The following is an 18,328-nucleotide window of genomic DNA, read 5'->3' as shown; positions in this document are numbered from 1 at the left end:
CACCAACCCACCTGGGGAAAATGATCTAGCACCCGTGGGGATTTTCTTTTAGCGCGGACAACGATCGGATCCAACAGCGGCAACACCAGCAAGGTGATGGCGATGGCCACCACTGCGTCGGTGAAGAACAACAACCGCTCAGACGGCTTCGGCGCACTCATAGCCGCCATGATCCCAAGCCACCCGTCACACCAGTCACCCACCCAACCCACCCGCGCCCCAATGCCCTTAAGTTAAGCGTTTCGCCTGCTCAGAATGGATCGTTGTGCCGGAGGGTCGCCGGCTGCCTGGTCGGGAACGGCGGAGGCGGAGTCGGTGTCGAAGTTGTTGATCTTGTTCACTTTGCCTACCCAAAAAGGACAATTCAGTCCTATATCCGTTTTGGGTAGGCAAAGTAAACAAGATCAACAACAAATCTCACTACCAGTAGCTACCAGCTCGCGACTGGGTGACGCTGAGCACGTACGCGCTCGTCTCAACCCCGCCGAGGCGCGGCCCGAAGGGCTCGGGCCCCGCCGAGGCGCGGCCCGAAGGAGCTCGGGCCGCGGCGGCGGTGGGGTCGTCCCAGTGCCCTTCTGGGACGACCCCGGCGACGCATGCCCGCGTGCCGGCCGCGGCGGCCGCCAGGCCGTCCCCCACCGCGGCGGCAGGCCGGCCCGGTTTTTGGGGTGGCTTGGCGACGCGGTCGAGTCTGCGGCCCCCGGGAGGCACTTGCGGCTAAAACAACGCGAAGTAGATGGCGATTTGGTGGCAGATGGCGGCTACCAACGTGCAGGCGTGGAAGAACTCGTGGTGGCCGAAGGTGCGGGGCCAGGGGTTTGGCCATTTGACGGCGTAGAGGATGCCGCCGGCTGTGTAGATGGCGCCGCCGACGATCATCAGGACCAGTGCGGCCACGCCGCCTTGGCGGAGGATGTCGGGGAGGACGAAGACGGCCGCCCAGCCGAGCGCGACGTAGAGCGGCACGCCGACCCAGCGCGGGGCGGACGGCCAGCACATCTTGAGGGTCACGCCGGCGAGCGCGCCGGCCCAGACCACGGACAGCAGGATCACCGAAGTCGGTGGTTTCAGCAGGAGAGCGCAGAAGGGGGTGTAAGTGCCGGCGATGAAGACAAAGATCATCGAGTGGTCGAGTCGGCGCATCACCGCGTAGCCGCGTGGTCGCCAGAGCCGCCGGTGGTAGAGCGCGCTGACGCCGAAAAGTCCGCACACGGTGATCGCGTACACAGCGCATGACGCCGCTGGCAGCCAGCCGGGTCGGGTGGTGGCAAGGGACACCAGCACGATGCCGCCGATGACGGCGACCCCGAACGCGTAGAGGTGCAGCCAGCCGCGCATCCGTGGCCGGGTCAGCAGGTGCGGCACCACGTCGGCGAGGTCGGGCCGGGTGGGGCGTACCGGGGTCAGCGAGTCACTCACCCGGCCAAGGTTACGGCACCGTAGGTTAGGTCGGACAGGTCGCGGGGTGAACAACACGGTGTGATCTGCGCTGGGATTGATTGAGCCATTTACAACGATGTAATTAGCAGTATTCTGCGTATCCGCGCCATCGGGCTGAGAGCTAAATAACGTCGCCCCCAAACCGAGATATGAGTCACGTCTTCTGAACCGATTTTCATGCACGTTCTCACATGCTGGAACCGGCACAGGCGCGGTCACGGCTACTAGGCTGCCCAGAATCCCCCGGGCAATATTCCCCGTGCTCGCATTCACCGTGCGGGGGATGACCCATTCGTTGCCAACCACCGGTCAGCGTCGACCGGAGGACGAGAGGACGTAATGACCGCCACTGTTCCCGGCCTCGACCAGGCCCCCACCACGCATTCCCGCCTGCTGGAGTGGGTACGGGAGGTGGCGCGGCTGACCACCCCGGACCGGATTCAGTGGTGCGACGGCTCGGACGCCGAATGGGCCAAGCTGACCGACGAGCTGGTCGCCGCCGGTACGTTGACCCGGTTGAACAACGAGAAGAAGCCGAATTCCTTCTGGTGTGCCTCAGATCCCACCGATGTGGCGCGGGTCGAGGACCGTACCTTCATCTGCTCGGTCGATCCTGCCGACGCCGGACCCACCAACAACTGGATGGATCCGGCCGAGATGAAGGGGATCATGACCGAGCTGTACAGCGGCTGTATGCGCGGTCGCACGATGTATGTGGTGCCCTTCTGCATGGGCCCGCTCACCGCCGAAAAGCCCATGTTCGGCGTGGAAATCACCGACTCGCCGTACGTGGTCGCCTCGATGCGCATCATGGCCCGGATGGGGTCGCACGTGTTGGAGCGAATGGGCGAGAACGCTGTTTACGTGCCGTGCCTGCACTCGGTCGGCGCGCCGTTGGAGCCGGGCCAGCAGGACGTGCCGTGGCCGTGCAACCCGACCAAGTACATCACCCAGTTCCCCGAAGAGCGGATGATCTGGTCCTTCGGCTCCGGCTATGGCGGGAACGCGTTGCTGGGCAAGAAATGTTTCTCGCTGCGGATCGCCTCGGTGATGGCCCGTGACGAGGGCTGGCTGGCCGAGCACATGCTGATCCTCAAACTCACCAGCCCCGAGAACAAAACCCACTATGTCGCGGCGGCCTTCCCTTCCGCATGCGGCAAAACCAACCTCGCGATGCTGGAGCCGACCATCGACGGCTGGACCGTCCAAACGCTCGGCGACGACATCGCGTGGATGCGTTTTGGTGAGGATGGCCGGCTTTGCGCGGTGAACCCGGAATACGGTCTTTTCGGGGTAGCGCCGGGCACCGGCTGGAAAACCAACCCGAATGCCATGCGTACCATCGCGAAGGGCAATTCGGTCTTCACCAACGTCGCGCTCACCGACGACGGTGACATTTGGTGGGAAGGCATGACTGAAGAGCCGCCGGCCCACCTGACCGACTGGAAGGGTCGCGACTGGACGCCGGAGAACGGTGAGCTTTCGTCGCACCCGAACTCGCGGTTCTGCACCCCGATCACCCAGTGCCCGATCCTCGCGGACGAGTACGAAGACCCCAAGGGCGTACCGATTTCGGCGATCCTGTTCGGCGGCCGCCGCAAGACGACCATCCCGCTGGTGACCGAGGCCCGCGACTGGAACCACGGCGTCTACATGGGTGCCACGCTGTCGTCCGAGACGACCGCCGCGGCCACCGGCGCGGTCGGTGTCGTACGGCGCGACCCGTTCGCGATGCTGCCTTTCATCGGCTACGACGGCGGCGACTACTTCCAGCACTGGATCGAAATGGGCAAGGGCGGCACCGGCGACGCCAGCAAACTGCCCCGGATCTTCTACGTGAACTGGTTCCGTCGCGGCGACGAAGGCCAATTCCTGTGGCCGGGCTTCGGGGAGAACTCCCGAGTCCTGAAATGGGTCATCGAACGCATGGAAGGCACCGCCGACGCCATCGAAACCCCCATCGGTCACGTCCCCACCCAGAGCGCTCTCGACGTCACGGGCCTGGACCTGAGCGCGGCTGACCTGGCGGCCGCACTCCACGTCGACGTGGACGAATGGAATGCCGAAATCCCGCAGGTCACCGAATGGTTCGAAAAATTCGGCGACAAACTTCCCACTGTTTTGTGGGCTGAGCTGGACGCACTGAAGGCCCGCCTGAACCAGGGATAGGTTTTTGGTGGGTACGAGCGACTGGGTGACCTCAGGGGCGGCCGGCCCTTGAGGTGGGCCCTGGTTTGGCGGCGTTGACTGCGGGTGCGGTCGTGGCTGGGACTGAGGGCGGTGTCTGCTGCGGCCCGGCTGAGAAGTGGTGTCGGCTTGGGGATGAGCGGCCTGGTTAAGGGCGGTGGCCGGTACGGGAGGGACGCCCGCACGACGGCCCCGCAGGCCGGTTTGTCGGGTCAGGTGCTGCCAAAGGGCCGGTGATGGCCTTGGTCAGGGTGTCGCTCGTACCAACGCCTGATTAAGCGACGGACGGTACGCGACGGGTGTGTTGGTTAGGAGCGGCGGACGGTGCGGGACGGCGCCCTGGTTAAGGGCGGTGGACGGTACGGGACGGCGCCCTGGTTAAAAGCGTGGACGGTACGGGACGATGCCCTGGTTAAGGGCGGTGGACGGTACGGGACGATGCCCTGGTTAAGGGCGGTGGACGGTACGGGACGGCGCCCTGGTTAAGTGCGGTGAACGCGAGGGTGCGGCGTCTCGTCTACCAGCCATCGGAAAATCCCGCCCCGCCACCAAAGACCGGTGGCGGGGCGGGCTTTTCCGATGGTTACTGCCGATCCGCCCTGTGTTTCTGGCGCCTTCGGCGCGGGCGCCGTCGACTACGGCTACGAGAGTCCGCCTTTGTAGGCCCGCAAAGACCGCGGGCCTGCAAAGGCGGACGCTCCTGCCGGAGGGGCGACAACATCGGGCCTGGCGGCCGATGGCGCCGGACGGGGCTGGGTCCCGTCTAAGTTGACCGACTTGGGTGTGAAGGTGACGGGTCCGCACGGGGTGGGGACAGCGGGGTTGGGTTTCGTCGAAGGTGACCAACTTGGTGGAGATGGTGACGGTTTCGCGCGGGGTGGGCACGCGGGGTTGGGTTTCGTCGAAGTTGACCGACTTGATGGGAATGGTGACGGTTTCGCGCGGGGTGGGCACGCGGGGTTGGGTTTCGTCGAAGTTGACCGACTTGATGGGAATGGTGACGGTCTCGCGCAGGGTGGGCACGCGGGGTTGGGTTTCGTCGAAGTTGACCAACTTGATGGAGATGGTGACGGTTCCGCGCGGGGTGGGCACGTGGGGTTGGGTTCCGTGCAAAGTTGGCCGACTGTGGTGTGAAGGTGACGGTCCCGCGCGGGTGGCGCGTCTGGGTGTGGAGGCGAGCGTCCTGGCGTTTTCGCGACCGAGCGGGCAGGGGTTACGGGTGTGCCAAGCCGACTAGGGTCGGGTAACCCTGCGCGAACTTGACGTTTTCGTTGTGACTCTCGGCGTGTTGACGACGAAAACGTCGGGTTCGCGGGCCGGCGGGACAGGAGCGGACGATGAGTGACTTGGGTGAGCGGCTGGAGCGGGCGCACCTGATGCCGGCTGGGCCGGCGCAGGTGGCGGCGATCGAGGAGGCGGTCCGCGAAGCCGACGCCGAGGGGCTGACCAACCTGCAGTATCGCGGCAGGTTACAGGCCACCGTCGCCTACCACCACAGCGCCGAGTCGGCGAAGGCGTTCGACACGTTCTCCTGGTGCCTCGCCGCGTACGACCGCGGTGACGGCGACCCCGAATACGACATGAACCTGTGCTGGCAGTTCAAGTGGATGGTCAGCTCGCTGACCAAGTTCCCTGACGTGCCCTTGGATCGTACGTACGCGGTGCTGGACGACATGGAGCGTCTTTATCGGCTCGCCGGCCAGTCGATGAACCCGGTGCACCAGCACCGAGAGTTGGTCGCCGAGCACATCGGCGATGTGGCCACCGCCGATGAGCAATATCAGCTGTGGTGCGCGGCGCCGCGCGGCGACGTGTCCGACTGCGTTGGCTGCGAGCCCACCTCCCAGTTGTCCTACCTGGCTTGGCGAGGCCGCGACGAGGAAGCCGTGGTCCTTGCGCTGCCGGTGCTCAGTGGCGAGTTGACCTGCTCGGAGCAGCCGCAGGACATTCTCACTGAGCTGCTGCTTCCTTTTCTTCGTACCGGAAGAGTGCAGGAGGCCGCGCAGGCGCACCGGCGGGCATACCGGGCCATTCAAGGGAACCGGGCCAAGCTCGGCACGCTGGCCCAGCACCTGGAGTTCTGTGTGGCCAGTGGCAACGAGGATCGCGGGCTGGAGCTGCTGGAGCGGCATTTGCCGTGGCTGGACGAGCCGTCGACGCCGTCCGCCGAGATGCGGTTCTCGGCGGCCGGCGCGGCCGTCCTGCGCCAGGCCGTCGACGCCGGCTTTGCGGAGCTGGCTCTTGGGCGCGGCGACACCGAGATCACCGCTGGTGCCTTGTACGACGAACTGACTGAGCGCGCGCTCGCGCTGGCCGCCCAGTTCGACGCCCGAAACGGCACTGACGAGCAGGGCAACCAGATCCGGGCGCTGTTGGCCGCTGAGCAGTTGGTTGAGCGGGTGCCGCTGTCTGGTGCGGTACGCCAAGCGGCTCCTTCAGTCGTACCAGCGGCACCGCCGACACCCGACCTGCCGGCGTCCGCCCAGGAGCTGGCCGACCTGGCCGAGCGGGCTGGGGTGCTGTGGAACTTCGTCGAGGCGGAGGCGATCTGGGCGCGCTTTGACGAGGTGTGTCCAGAGCCGTCACCCGCCCTGCTTGGCCGGCGGTTGAACGCGCGCGCTGGAATGGAATCCCGCCGAGAGCCGGAGGCGGCTGAGCGCACCTGGCTGGCCTCGATCGAGGCCTTCGCGGCGGCCGGCGACGAGGTCGGCCGGCAGCTCGCGGTGGGCCGGCTGGCGTTGCTGCGCTGTCACCTCGGCCAGGCCGAGGAGGGCTTCGCCGAGCTGACCGCGAGCGTCGCGAGGATCGACGAGCTGGGGGATCCGAAGCAGCGAACCCGCGCGCACCTGCGGCTGCTGACTGGCCTGCAGGCGATCCACCGCCCGGACGATTTTCCGGCTGAGCTGGCCGAAATCCAGCGGCTGGCCGAGGCGGCCGACGACGTGCCGCTGGCGGCGCAGGCGGCGATGGACTCGGCAGAGGTGACCGGGGAGCGGGCGAGCGCCGAGCGGGCCGTCGAGCTTTTCCGGAGCCTCGGGCCGAGCAACGTGCTGTGTGAGGCGCTGATCCTGGCCGCCCGGCTGCGGGCCAGCGACGGTGACCTCGAAGGCGCGTACGCGCTGCTGCCCGACGCGTTGACCGCCACTGAGCAGGCGATTCGCGGCCGGGCCTGGCACCTGCGCGGCCAGCTCGCGATGGATCTGGAACGGGAGGCGGAGGCGTACGAGTCGCTGGTCGGAGCGGTCGCCGCGCTCGCCACCGCCGACCAGCCGGTGCCGGCCGCTTTCGCCCGCGTCGACCTCGCGTCCGCGTGTCTGGTGACCAGCCGGCCGGACGAGCTGGCCGACGCGGCCGAGGACGCGCTGCCGGTACTGGCCGAGATCGGCGCGGACGGTGAGCTGGCCCGGGCGAAGTTCCTGCTGGCTCGCGCGTACCGGGACCTCGGACAGCCCGAGCAGGCGCTGGAACTGCTTGATCAGGTGGCCGATTTCTGTGCTACCGAACGGAATCAGGGTGGTCTTGGGCAAATGCGCGAAGGCGCCGCAGAGATCCTTGACGAGCTCGACCGGGACGCCGAGGCGGCGCAGCGGTTCGCCGACGCGGCTGCTGCGTACGGCGCCGCCGACATGGTGTTGGAGCAGCTTGGCTGCCTGCGCCGAACCGCCCTGTCGTGGCTGTGGGCGGCCGAGGCCGAGCGGGCCGTCGGCGCGTTGAACGGCGCCGAGCAGCTGGCGTCGGTCATCCCGGACACCGAGCCGCCGGCGGTCTGGGCGCTGGCCATGCTCGGCTACGACGCGGCTCGGATCCTGGCCAACACCGGCTCGGCACCGGAGGCCCTCGTACGGGTGACCCCGGCGGCCGAGCGCTTCCGGCAGCTGGGCAAGACCATCGAGGCCGCCGTCGCCGACGTACTCCGCGGCCGGCTCCTGCTGGACATGGGCCGCCACCTCGAAGCCCAGCGCGTCCTCACCGCCGCCCTCAAAACCGTCCCCGCCGAAGCCGACGGCCCCCGCGGCGAGCTCACCGAACTCCTTTCCCGAGTCGTCGTCTCCTGACCTCGCGAACTCGGCGTTTTCGCTGGCGACACGCCGGGGTTGAGGACGAAAACGTCGAGTTCGCGAGGGTCTGGTGGCGGAGATGACAGGTGGCGTACGCCCAGAAGTCAGAGATCTTTGGCAGTCTGGTGGCATGGGTGATCTTGCGGACGACCTGGAACTGGCGCTGCGACTGGCAGATGCGGCCGACGAGCTGACCCGGCGGCACTGGCGGGACCCGGCGCTGGACATCCAGCTGAAACCGGACAACAGCTTCGTCACCAACGCCGACAAAGAGGTCGAGGCACGGCTGCGCGAGGAGATCGCCGCCGCCCGCCCGACCGACGCGGTGCTCGGCGAGGAGGAAGGCCTGATCGGTGACCCGGCCGCCAGCCGGCGCTGGATCATCGACCCGGTCGACGGCACCGCCAACTTCGCCCGCGGCCGGCACGGCTTCGCGACCCTGATCGCGCTCGCGGTCGACGACGTGCCGGTGGTCGGCGTGATTTCCATGCCCGCGTACCACGAGCGCTGGTGGGGGGCCGTCGGCGTCACCGCCGACTCGACCGGCGGACCGCTGCATGTGTCCACCATGGACACCCTGACCGAGGCTCAGGTCGCGTACAGCGGCCCCTCTGTCTGGCGTCGCCGTGGCTTCGGTGACGGCATCGAACGCATCCGCGCCGCCTCGTACGAAATGTTCACCGCGTCCGACGCCAGCGTCTCCGGTGACGTCGCCGCCGGCCGGTACGAGGCCGCGCTTTGCCCCGCCGGCAAAATCTGGGACTTCGCCGCTTCGTACGCCGTGATGGTCGCCGCCGGCGCGAAGGTCACCGACATCACCGGCGCCGCCCGAGTGGACACCGGCACCATGGTCGCCGCCAATCCCACTCTGCATGCCGAGGTTCTCCGACTCCTTGGTACGGCTGACGGTTCCTAGCCCAGCGACCGCTCCAGGTGCCGTCGTCCGGGCGTAAGGTGCATCCGTGGCCATCAGAGATCTTCTCTACAAAGTTTACGAGCGGCGGCTGGCCACCTCGCTCAGCGGTAAGACCATGCCGCGGCACATCGGACTCATCATCGACGGCAACCGCCGGTGGGCCCGCGATGTAGGCCTGACCACGCCCAGTGGGCATCGGGCCGGCGCGGCCAAGGTCGAGCAGGTGATTGGCTGGAGCCACGACGCCGGCGTCGAGGCGGTCACCGTGTGGCTGCTTTCCACCGAGAACCTGTCGCGCCCGGCGGAGGAGCTGCGGCCGCTGCTGCAGATCATCGAGGGCCTCGCCACCGACCTCTCCGAAGACGGGCAGCCGTGGCGGCTCACCGTGCTGGGTGCTCTGGATCTGCTGCCCGACCAGACCGCGGCGATCCTCAAAGAGGCCGCGAGCCGTACGGACGAGCGCACCGGCATGCGGGTGAACATCGCGGTCGGGTACGGCGGCCGGCGGGAGATCGCGGACGCCGTCCGGTCGCTGCTGCTGGAGCACGCCAACCGGGGCAGCTCGATCGAGGAGCTGGCCGAGATCCTGTCCGCCGACCACATTGCCGAGCACCTCTACACCCGCGGCCAGCCGGACCTGGACCTGATCATTCGTACGTCCGGTGAGCAGCGCCTTTCCGGGTTCCTGCTGTGGCAGAGCGTCTACTCGGAGTTCTACTTCTGCGACGCGTACTGGCCGGCTTTTCGGCGCGCGCACTTCCTGCGCGCGATGCGGGACTACGCGAACCGGCACCGCCGCTACGGCGGCTGACCGGCTCGTACCGTAAGCGCCTTTTGTGCGGTTCGCTGAACCGCGGATGTCGGCCATGTGTCCAGTCGATGCCAGTGGTGTTTCGGCAGGTCGTCGACGCGTACCCGCACACCGCGGCACGGCGTGTCAAGGGCTTGATCTCTGCTGCGCACGGCGTAACTTCGGTAGTGGCGGACCGGGTCTTCCGGACCGCCCGGGTGGCCCCTTGTAAGGAGCCTTCTTGGTCCGACCGCTGCACGCCCTGGACGCAGGTTCATCCAGTGGCTGCGATAAGCGAGGGGGCCGGCACCCGGCCCCCTCATGGGGTCAGGTCCCGGCCGAATCCTCACCGCGGGTCTGGGGTGCAGACCTGCTGGAGCGGCGCCGTGACTACACAATCCGCGACATCCGCCCCGGAAATCCGGACGTTCGTCATCGACACGTCGGTTTTCCTCTCTGATCCGGGCGCGCTGGCTCGCTTCGCCGAGCACGAGGTCGTCCTCCCGCTGGTGGTGATCAGCGAGCTGGAGGGCAAACGACACCATCCCGAACTGGGCTGGTTCGCCCGCCAAACCCTGCGAACTCTCGACGAACTCCGCATCAAATACGGCCGATTGGACGCGCCGATCCCCGTCAACGACGAAGGCGGGACCGTACGAATCGAGCTCAACCACTCCGATCCCAAGGTGCTCCCGCCGGGCTTTCGGGCGGACGCCAACGACCACCGGATCCTCGCCGTCGCGCTCAACCTCGCGGCCGAGGGCAAGGACGTCGTGCTGGTCAGCAAGGACATGCCGCTGCGGGTGAAAGCGGGTTCGGTCGGCGTCGCCGCCGACGAATACCGGCACGAGATGACCTCCGGCGACGGCTGGTCCGGCATGGTCGAGCTGGACGTGACCGAAGAGCAGATGGCGACGCTGTACGGCGAGGTGTCGCTGGACCTGCCGGCGGCCGCCGGGCTGCCCTGCCACACCGGTCTGGTGCTGCTGTCCGGCCGTGGCTCGGCGCTGGCCCGCGTACAACCGGACAAGACCGTCCGGCTCGTACGAGGTGACCGCGAGGCCTTCGGGTTGCACGGCCGGTCCGCCGAGCAGCGGGTCGCCTTGGACCTGCTGATGGATGACGACATCGGCATCGTGTCGCTCGGAGGCCGGGCTGGTACGGGCAAGTCCGCGCTCGCGTTGTGCGCCGGCCTGGACGCGGTGATGGAGCGCCGCAAGCACAAGAAGGTCGTCGTTTTCCGGCCGCTCTACGCGGTTGGCGGCCAGGAACTCGGCTACTTGCCGGGCACTGAGGCGGAGAAGATGTCGCCGTGGGGCCAGGCGGTCTACGACACGCTCGGCGGACTCGTCAACGACACCGTGCTGGAGGAGATCCACGCCCGCGGGATGCTCGAAGTGATGCCGCTGACGCATATCCGTGGCCGAAGTCTCCATGACGCGTTCGTCATCGTCGACGAAGCCCAGTCGCTGGAGCGAAACGTGCTGCTCACAGTGCTTTCGCGGCTCGGCCAGCGGTCCCGCGTCGTGCTCACCCACGACGTCGCCCAGCGGGACAACCTCCGGGTTGGTCGGCACGACGGCGTCGCGGCGGTCATCGAGGCTCTCAAGGGCCACCCGCTGTTCGCCCACGTGACCCTCACCAGGTCCGAGCGTTCGCCGGTAGCCGCCCTGGTCACAGAGATGTTGGAGGGTCTGAACATCTAGTTCGCGGCCGCTTTCCAGAGGCCGGATTTCAGGGGTCGACACGCCCGTGTCGACCCCTGAAACGCGTCCGTACCAAAGCGGGTTAAAATACCTCAGTACGGACGAACGGGTGATGAGTTCGACCGTGGGTGTGACGTTTTGAGCCGGACGGACGATGGGTTAACGTACGACCGCCCAGGCGCTTGAAACGAGCTCGGCCATATTCTTCCCCGGGCCGAGTTGTCGACGCGGCGACAGTGACCGCGCCGGTGACAGGGTGGTGGAGCCGTTCGCGGGCTGCCTTTATGGGCGGCTTGGTGCGCACGACGAAGGGAAGTTCGCAGGTGAACCGGATCGTTGTCCGGGGGTCGAGCGTGGTGGTCCGCAGTTTCGCGGTCGCCGTCCTGATGCTCGGCGTCGGAGCCGCTTATTTCGCCGGCTCGATGAAACAGCCCGAGCAGATCACCGCGGTCAGCCAGCAGACCCGGCCGGTCGATGACGACCGCGCGGACCAGGCCGGAGCGCTCGCCGACGCCAAGCGCGCCGGCACGACCGCGCAGGTTCAGGCCCAAGTCCAGGCGGCGGCAGCCGCGGACGCGAAGGCGGCGGCAGCCAGAGCGGCCGCCGCGAAAGCCTCCCGATCCCAGGCTCGTACAGACGACGGCACCGGTGCAGGTCTGAGTGTGCCCCCGCCGTCAGTGGACTGCATAAAGAACTACAGCGGTAACCGCCGGATCGCCTGCGGCATGCTTCCTCAATGGGGATTCTCCACGGGCGAGATGACCTGCCTTAGCCCTATGTGGGATAAGGAGAGCGGCTGGTCAACGCACGCGACCAACAGTGCGGGTACTGCCTGGGGTATCCCGCAAGCCGTTCCGAAAGACCGTCTTGCTGAGGCAGGTCCCGGCTGGAGGGACGACCCGGCCACCCAGATCAAGTGGGGCCTCGACTACATCAAGAAGCGATACAGCACCCCTTGTAAGGCTTGGGCGATCTGGCAGACCCGAGGTTGGTACTGATCGTTCGTTGACGACGCCGTCTCCGCTACGCGGGGGCGGCGTTTTCGCGTTTCTGTCCCGTTGGGTGAGTAGTAGTACTCAGCGGGGTTGAGTATCAGGGCAGATTCGGCTGGGTACGGATTTCGGGACGCTTCACTCCAACGAGGAATCTCTCTTGGAGCTGAGTGATGGCGAGTCCCCTGCCGTTGGCGCGATGCCCGTTGTGTGCCGTCGAGAATCCCCAGGTGTTGCCGCATTGCCGAGGCTGCGGCCTGCGGTTGGTCGGCCCGGCGGCCGACGAGATCAGGTTCATCGACCAGGAGCTGACCGGCGTCGACCAGCAGCTGCGGCGGCTGCGCGATGCCCGCCATAACTTCGTCCACCGCCGGCGGGTGCTGGTCGCGCAGCTGGAAGCCGAGCTGGCCGCGGCGGCGCTCGTGCCCGCCGGTCCGCCCGCGCCCACGGTCGTACGGCCGTCGATCCCGCCGGCTCCTTTGGGCGTACGCGGCCGACCTGCCGTCACGTCCTCACAGCCCATGCCGCCGGCCGCGCCACAGCCGTCGTCTACCCGTACCGAAGCGCGCGCGGTCGACGAGAACTCACCGTGGACCGTGCAAAACGTCTTGCTCAGCCTCGGCGGCCTGCTGCTCAGCGTTGCCGCGGTCGTCTTCACCGTCGTCGCGTGGGGACGAGTCGGCATTGGCGGCCGGGCCGCGATGCTGGCCGCGTTGACAATCGTCGTGCTGGCCGTGCCGGCGCTGCTGAACCGGCACGGCTTGCGTACGACCGCGCTGGCGGTCGCGAGCGTCGGGCTGGTGTTTCTTGGCCTTGACGCGTACGCGGCCCGGGCGTCCGGACTGCTGCCGGACAGTCTGGCCGCCAGCACGTACGCAGGCTTGGCCGTTGCCATAGTTGCGGCGATAGCGGCCACTTATCCGGCGCTGGTGCCGAACCGTTTCATGCGACCGCTCGCGGTGGTGCTGGCGCAGGCCGTGCTGCCGCTGCTGGTCGCCGACCTGCGACCCGGCGCTACCGGCTGGGCGGCGGTCGCGCTGCTGGTCGCGGCGGCCGATGGCGCGCTCGGCTGGCGGCGCAAGGACGAAGTGATGATCGTGGCCTGCGGCTGCGGAGGGCTTGCTCTGGTGGCCGCGGGCGGCGGCTCGCTGCTGGGGTTGGCGTTGGCTCGTACGGCCACGACGTCCGCGTTGGCGGCCGGCGTCCTGGCGCTTGGCGCGGCCGTTCTGCTGGCCAGCGGGCTGGTGTTCGGGCAGCGGACGGTCGCCGATCTCGGGGCGGGTGCGGTGACGGCCGCGGTGGCGATCGGGCTCGTCGTCATGCCCGCGCGAGTGGCCGTTCACCCGCCGGTCGCGGCCCTGATCGCGATCGCCGCGCTGGTGGTGGCGGCCGCGTCGGCGGCGCTGCCGGCCCGATGGCGGCGGTCGTCGATGCTGGGCGCTCTGCCCGTGGTGGTCATCGGCGCTGTGGTTCCGGCCGCGAACGCGCTGCTGGTGATGGTGGGCGACAGCGCGGCCGCGGCCGCGGTGTGGCTCGGACATTACGAGCTGTCAACCGCCGCTCGTACGGCCATCCGGCTGTTTGGTGGCATCGACGTGTGGACCGTGATTGCCGCCGTTTTCATCGCGGTGGCCGGCACCGCGCTGGCCTACCGCGCGCTCGCCGCCTGGACGGCCGCCGCGATCGGGGCCGGCGGCTTCGCGGTGGTCGTACTGCTGCTGCCCGCGGGCCTTCGGCTGGACTGGCCGGCCGCGCTCGCCGTCCAGCTGGTCGCGATCGGTGCCTTGGCCGGGGCTGCGCTAGCCCGCCGGAGTGCGCCGGCTGGGGCGAGCGAGCCGTCGACGGCTGCCCCGAGAAAGGACTGGCCGGGAGCTCGGCGGCTGTTCACGGCGACCGCGGTGATCAGCGCGTTAGCGCTGGTAGCGGACCTGGTCTGCTGGTCAGCGCAAGGGCAGCACGCGGCCATCGCCGCGCTGACCGCGCTGGCCTCCGGCGCCGTCGTGGTAGCCGTACCGGCCCATCAGCGGGAACTGAACTGGCTGCCGGTCGGGATCGCGGTCGCGGCTGCCGGCGCTGACAGCCTGACCATCCTTTCGGGCGTACCCACCTGGTGGGCGTCCCTTGGCCCGCTGGCCGTTGTCGTGATGACTCTTGGCGTCGCCGGCTTGCTGCGTGGCGGGCAGCGGTTGGCCGCTGAGCTCTCGGCGCTGCCCTGGGCCCTGGTCGCGCTCGGCCTGACCTCCGGCCATCCGTGGCAGTCCGGCCTGGTCCTGGCGATCTGCGGCGCCGGGGCCGGCGTGGTGGCGGTCCACCGCGATCGGCGGGCCGTCCTGGTCGCCGTCGGGGTGCTGGAAGTGGCGGCCTCGTGGTGCTGGCTGTTCGCCGCGGACGTACGAGTGCCGGAGGCGTACACACTGCCCGCGTCGTTGCTGCTCGCGGGGGCCGGCGCCGTTCTCTGCGCCCGCGGCCTTCATCGCGATCCGGCTGGTGCCGCGGTCGGGTTCGGTCTCGCCGGGATGTTGCTGCCAAGTCTGGCGTGGTTGCCCGTCGAACCCGGCCAGGCGTGGATCCGGCTGACCGCGATCACGCTGGTCGCGGTGGCCGTGACCAGCGCCTTGCTGCTCGTACGGCGGCCGTGGGGGGAACTCGCGGGATGGCAGGCGGGTGGTGCGTTCGCGGCCGTACTCGCCATTGGCGGTGCGGCCGGCGACGCGATCGCGCTGGGCTACCGGCTCGGGTGGGAGCAGCGCTGGACCGCCTTCGCGGTCGTCGCCGTGGTGGCGGTCGCGGTGGGAGCCGCCGCGATCGTCCACCGATCCGTCCCGATTTCGGTCGCGCTGGAGGTCACCGCGATCCCGGCCGCAATGGTCGCCATCGGGTTGACGGGCGGCCATCTGTGGCAGAGCGGTCAGATCTTTGCTCTTATAGCGGCGATTTCCGCGGTGGCTGCGCTGCGGGCGGACCGGCGCTTCCTGGGATATGTGGCCGCTGTCGCGCTGATGGTCGCGTCTTGGTACTGGCTCGACGCGGCGGCCGTCCACCTTCCGGAGGCGTACACACTGCCCGCCGTGCTGGCGCTGCTCGGTTTCCGGCTGGCCTGGGCGACCCGCCGGCCACCGTCGCTCAGCGCGACCCTGCAGGTGGCCGCCGCCGGGATTCTCGCGGTGCTGCCGAGTGTGCTGTGGCTCTCGGTCGCGCCGACCGAGGCGTGGATCCGGCTGACCGCGCTGGTCATTGCCGCTCTGCTGCTGGCGGTGGTGGGTGGTTTCGTACGGTTGCCGTGGCCGGTGCCTGGCACGCGGGTGAGCGGATGGCAGCTGATCGGTGAGCTCGCCGCCGGCGCGGCCGTACTCGCCGCCACCCTCGACGCGGTCGTCGCCGGCTTCCACTTCGGCTTCCCAGCGTCGGCGATCGCGTACGCCGTGCTGATGGTCGGCGCGGTCGCCGTGGCTGTGGCGGCCTTGGTACGTCATCCGTGGTACTCCAGTGCCCGAGCCCCAGACTCCGGTGCCGTGGCTGCTTCGGCGCGGGTCCGGCTGGCTTTGGTGCTGGAGGCCGCCGCGCTGCCCGCGGGGCTCGCCGCTGTCGGGCTGACCGTCGGCCAGGCTTTCCACACCGGGTTGGTGCTGTTCCTCGCCGGGCTGGTGGTCGGGCTGCACGGCCTGCGGCCGGACCGCCGGATGGTCTGGTTCGTGGCCATCGGGTTGGAGCTGATGGCCACTTGGAGTTGGCTGGTGGCCGCTCGGATTGGTACGCCCGAGGCGTACACGCTGCCGGCCGCCGGGCTGGCGATCGCCGGCGGCTTCTGGATGAGCCGGCGGTGGCCGCAGCTGCTGTCGTGGGTGACCTTCGGGCCGGGCGTGACTGGGTTGCTGCTGCCCAGCCTCGCGATGACGTTCCTGGTGTCGACCGAGTCGTGGCGGCCCTTCGCGCTGGGAGCCGCCGCGCTGGCCGTCACTCTGCTCGGCGCGTACCGCCGCCGCCAGGCCCCTTTCCTGATCGCCGCCGCGATCCTCGCCGTACTAGCGGTCCACGAGCTGTCCCCGCTGGTCGCCGATGTCGTCACCGCCCTGCCGCGCTGGGTCCCGCTCGCCGTCGGCGGCGTGGTGCTGCTGGGCGTCGGCGCCCGCTACGAACACCGCCGGCGGGACGTCTTACGCCTCAGCCGAGCCGTCGCCCGCATGCGCTGACCCGGAGATCAGGCTGGGGAGGTGGGTTCGCGGGGTTCCTGGTCGTCGAGGAAGCGTTCGATCAGGCCGCGGACGACGGCGGCCATGGTGAAGTTGTGGCTGGAGCACCAGTCGCGCAGCCGGGCGTGCTGGTCGGTGGGCAGTCTCACGGTCACCAGCTGGCTGTTCTCGCCGCTGGGCAGCGTGCTGGTGAGCTGCCGTCGCCAGTCCGCCGGCATGCCGGTCCAAATCGACGCGCGACGCATCCGCGGCGAGTCGAACTGGTGGGTTGGTGGGACGACGCTCGGCGGCTGGGCGACGGCCCGGGTGGTCTCCAGCAGCCAGGCGGTGACTTCCTGGCGGTCGGCGGGGGACAGCGATTCCAGCGCCGCGGCGAGCTTGCCGGCCGGGCTCGGTGACGGGCTCATGGACGTACGATAGCGCGCGCTATCGCCGCCACGATAGTGCTAGCTAGCCTTTGAGGGCGCTGACGATGTCGGCGGTGGTGGTCACGGTGGCGAAGTTGTGGTGCAGGTTCGCCGCGGTGATCCGGGCGAACTCGTCGGCGGTGACCGTGCTGCCGTCCGGGCCGACCTCGTCGAAGGTGTGCGTCGCGTCGAGCGCGAACAGCACTCGATAACCGAGGTCGCCGCCCATCCGTGCGGTGGTTTCGCAGCAGCGGTTGGTCTGGATGCCGCAGACCACGATCTCCCCGATGCCGGCCGCCGACAGCCAGGCGTGCAGCTCCGGCTTGCCCAGGAAAGCTGAATGCACGGACTTCTGCAGAGTCAGCTCGGCGGTGACATTTTCCAACAAGGGCTGGAAATCATTGCCTGGCTGACCGGGGCGCAGCGGAGAATCGGTCTTCGTGGAGTGGTGTCGTACGAGCACGATCGGGCGGCCGGTGCGGTGCCAGCCGGCCAGCAGCTCGGCAATGTTGGACTCGAAGTCGGGGTTGTTGCGGGTGCCCCAGGACGGGTCGGAGAATCCTTGCTGGACGTCGACGACGATGAGGGCCGCGTTGGGCGCGATGATTGTCATGCCTTCTATCGTTCGCCGCCGAACCGACGGGAACTAGTGGCAAGAATGTCACCATGGGGTAGATTCCAGCCATGCGGACGATCGCGCTTCTCCTGCAGCCGGGCAACAACGCTTTTGATGTCGGCGTCGCTATCGAGGTCTGGGGCCGAGACCGCACCGAGCACGGCGTGCCGCCGTTCGAGCTGCGGACCTGCGCTCGTACGCGCGAACCGGTGGCGTTGGAGAGCGGCCTGCAGGCGGTGCCCACCCACCCGCTGGCCGGGCTCGCCGGCGCTGACCTGGTGGTGGTGCCCGGCCGGAAGGACTGGTTCGCTCCAGTGGACGAGGAGGTGAGTCGCGCGCTGCGGTCCGCGGTGCGCCGCGGGGCGACGGTGGCCGCGCTGTGTTCGGGCGCCGCCGTGCTGGCCGAAGCCGGTCTGTTGGACGGCCACCGGGCCACCACACATTGGTTGCTAGCCGACCGGTTGGCCGTCGATTTTCCTGATATCAAAATGGAAACCGACGCACTGTTCATCGGCGACGGTCCACTGTGGACCTCGGCTGGCACGGCCGCCGGCATCGATCTCTGCCTTCATCTCGTACGCCTCGCGCACGGCTCGGCGGTGGCCGGCACCATCGCCCGCCGGATGGTCACCCCGCCACACCGGGACGGCGGTCAGCGCCAGTATGTGGACGTGCCGGTCCCGCCCGTACGCCCGCCGGCACCGTCGATAGCGGCCGTCCAAGACTGGGCCCGTGACCGGCTTGATTCCGCGCACACTGTCGCCGGTCTGGCTGGGAGAGTCGGTGTCAGCGAGCGTACTTTCGCGCGCCGGTTCGTCGCCGAGACCGGCGTCTCGCCGCTGCAGTGGCTGCTCGCCGAACGGGTTCGGCGGGCCGCGGAGTTGTTGGAGCGTACCGATCTTTCCGTCGATCGGGTGGCGACCCGCTGCGGTTTCGCGGACGCCGGTGTGCTGCGTACCCATTTTCGCCGGCAAATCGGCACCACGCCGGCCGCGTATCGCCGAACTTTCGCCCGGTCAGGCTGAA

General features: G+C 68.6%; 13 protein-coding genes. 8 read left to right on the top strand and 5 right to left on the bottom strand.

Annotated elements, in window-relative coordinates; genetic code table 11:
• The 3 genes from ABD301_RS42610 to trhA all read right to left on the bottom strand — a co-directional run.
• Positions 1-161 (bottom strand): TMEM175 family protein (locus ABD301_RS42610; RefSeq protein ID WP_425552005.1); only part of this gene is annotated, 161 nt, incomplete at its 3' end.
• A 259-nt stretch (positions 162-420) separates the two neighbouring features.
• Positions 421-639, bottom strand: coding sequence for a hypothetical protein (locus tag ABD301_RS32950; RefSeq protein ID WP_344314140.1), 219 nt, complete (start codon positions 637-639; stop codon positions 421-423).
• A 78-nt stretch (positions 640-717) separates the two neighbouring features.
• A complete protein-coding gene (trhA, locus tag ABD301_RS32945) occupies positions 718-1,338 on the bottom strand; it encodes a PAQR family membrane homeostasis protein TrhA (RefSeq protein WP_344314147.1) in 621 nt (206 codons plus the stop codon).
• A gap of 441 nt (positions 1,339-1,779) precedes the next feature.
• On the opposite strand from trhA, the gene ABD301_RS32940 reads away from it, so the two are divergent.
• The 7 genes from ABD301_RS32940 to ABD301_RS32910 all read left to right on the top strand — a co-directional run bounded on the left by ABD301_RS32940 (position 1,780) and on the right by ABD301_RS32910 (position 16,279).
• Complete coding sequence (locus tag ABD301_RS32940) at positions 1,780-3,609, top strand: phosphoenolpyruvate carboxykinase (GTP) (RefSeq protein WP_344314139.1); 1,830 nt, start codon at positions 1,780-1,782, stop codon at positions 3,607-3,609.
• Positions 3,610-4,964: 1,355 nt separating this feature from the next.
• Positions 4,965-7,682 carry a hypothetical protein gene (locus ABD301_RS32935; RefSeq protein ID WP_344314138.1) on the top strand — a complete coding sequence of 906 codons (2,718 nt, stop codon included), beginning with the start codon at positions 4,965-4,967 and terminating at the stop codon, positions 7,680-7,682.
• A gap of 133 nt (positions 7,683-7,815) precedes the next feature.
• Positions 7,816-8,601 carry an inositol monophosphatase family protein gene (locus ABD301_RS32930; RefSeq protein WP_163573280.1) on the top strand — a complete coding sequence of 262 codons (786 nt, stop codon included), beginning with the start codon at positions 7,816-7,818 and terminating at the stop codon, positions 8,599-8,601.
• 46 nt (positions 8,602-8,647) lie between these two features.
• Positions 8,648-9,412, top strand: a complete 765-nt coding sequence (locus ABD301_RS32925) for an isoprenyl transferase (RefSeq protein WP_344314137.1) — start codon at positions 8,648-8,650, stop codon at positions 9,410-9,412.
• A gap of 365 nt (positions 9,413-9,777) precedes the next feature.
• Positions 9,778-11,097, top strand: coding sequence for an RNA 5'-3' helicase PhoH2 (phoH2, locus tag ABD301_RS32920; protein WP_344314136.1), 1,320 nt, complete (start codon positions 9,778-9,780; stop codon positions 11,095-11,097).
• A gap of 296 nt (positions 11,098-11,393) precedes the next feature.
• Positions 11,394-12,095: an aggregation-promoting factor C-terminal-like domain-containing protein gene (locus ABD301_RS32915; RefSeq protein ID WP_163573281.1), complete on the top strand. Its 702-nt coding sequence runs from the start codon at positions 11,394-11,396 to the stop codon at positions 12,093-12,095.
• Positions 12,096-12,262: 167 nt separating this feature from the next.
• Positions 12,263-16,279, top strand: a complete 4,017-nt coding sequence (locus ABD301_RS32910; protein WP_344314135.1) for an SCO7613 C-terminal domain-containing membrane protein — start codon at positions 12,263-12,265, stop codon at positions 16,277-16,279.
• 8 nt (positions 16,280-16,287) lie between these two features.
• Here ABD301_RS32910 and ABD301_RS32905 read toward each other — a convergent pair whose 3' ends face one another.
• On the bottom strand, positions 16,288-16,686 hold the full coding sequence (locus ABD301_RS32905) for a hypothetical protein (protein ID WP_344314134.1): 399 nt from the start codon (positions 16,684-16,686) through the stop codon (positions 16,288-16,290).
• A gap of 43 nt (positions 16,687-16,729) precedes the next feature.
• Positions 16,730-17,299 (bottom strand): cysteine hydrolase family protein, encoded by a 570-nt coding sequence (locus ABD301_RS32900; RefSeq protein ID WP_163573286.1) that lies wholly within the window; start codon positions 17,297-17,299, stop codon positions 16,730-16,732.
• Positions 17,300-17,370: 71 nt separating this feature from the next.
• Between ABD301_RS32900 and ABD301_RS32895 the strand changes: the two genes are divergently transcribed.
• Entirely contained in the window at positions 17,371-18,327 is a 957-nt protein-coding gene (locus tag ABD301_RS32895; RefSeq protein WP_344314133.1) for a GlxA family transcriptional regulator, read from the top strand.
• Position 18,328 lies beyond the last annotated feature (1 nt).

This window comes from Fodinicola feengrottensis (genome assembly GCF_039530045.1).
Lineage (GTDB): Bacteria > Actinomycetota > Actinomycetes > Mycobacteriales > HKI-0501 > Fodinicola > Fodinicola feengrottensis.
This window is presented reverse-complemented; position numbering and strand designations above follow the sequence as displayed.

Coding starts and splice junctions, on each gene's coding strand:
- trhA (WP_344314147.1), bottom strand. CDS start 1,338: ATGCGCGGCTGGCTGCACCTCTACGCGTTCGGGGTCGCCGTCATCGGC.
- ABD301_RS32930 (WP_163573280.1), top strand. CDS start 7,816: ATGGGTGATCTTGCGGACGACCTGGAACTGGCGCTGCGACTGGCAGAT.
- ABD301_RS32895 (WP_344314133.1), top strand. CDS start 17,371: ATGCGGACGATCGCGCTTCTCCTGCAGCCGGGCAACAACGCTTTTGAT.
- ABD301_RS32905 (WP_344314134.1), bottom strand. CDS start 16,686: ATGAGCCCGTCACCGAGCCCGGCCGGCAAGCTCGCCGCGGCGCTGGAA.
- ABD301_RS32900 (WP_163573286.1), bottom strand. CDS start 17,299: ATGACAATCATCGCGCCCAACGCGGCCCTCATCGTCGTCGACGTCCAG.
- ABD301_RS32940 (WP_344314139.1), top strand. CDS start 1,780: ATGACCGCCACTGTTCCCGGCCTCGACCAGGCCCCCACCACGCATTCC.
- ABD301_RS32910 (WP_344314135.1), top strand. CDS start 12,263: ATGGCGAGTCCCCTGCCGTTGGCGCGATGCCCGTTGTGTGCCGTCGAG.
- ABD301_RS32935 (WP_344314138.1), top strand. CDS start 4,965: ATGAGTGACTTGGGTGAGCGGCTGGAGCGGGCGCACCTGATGCCGGCT.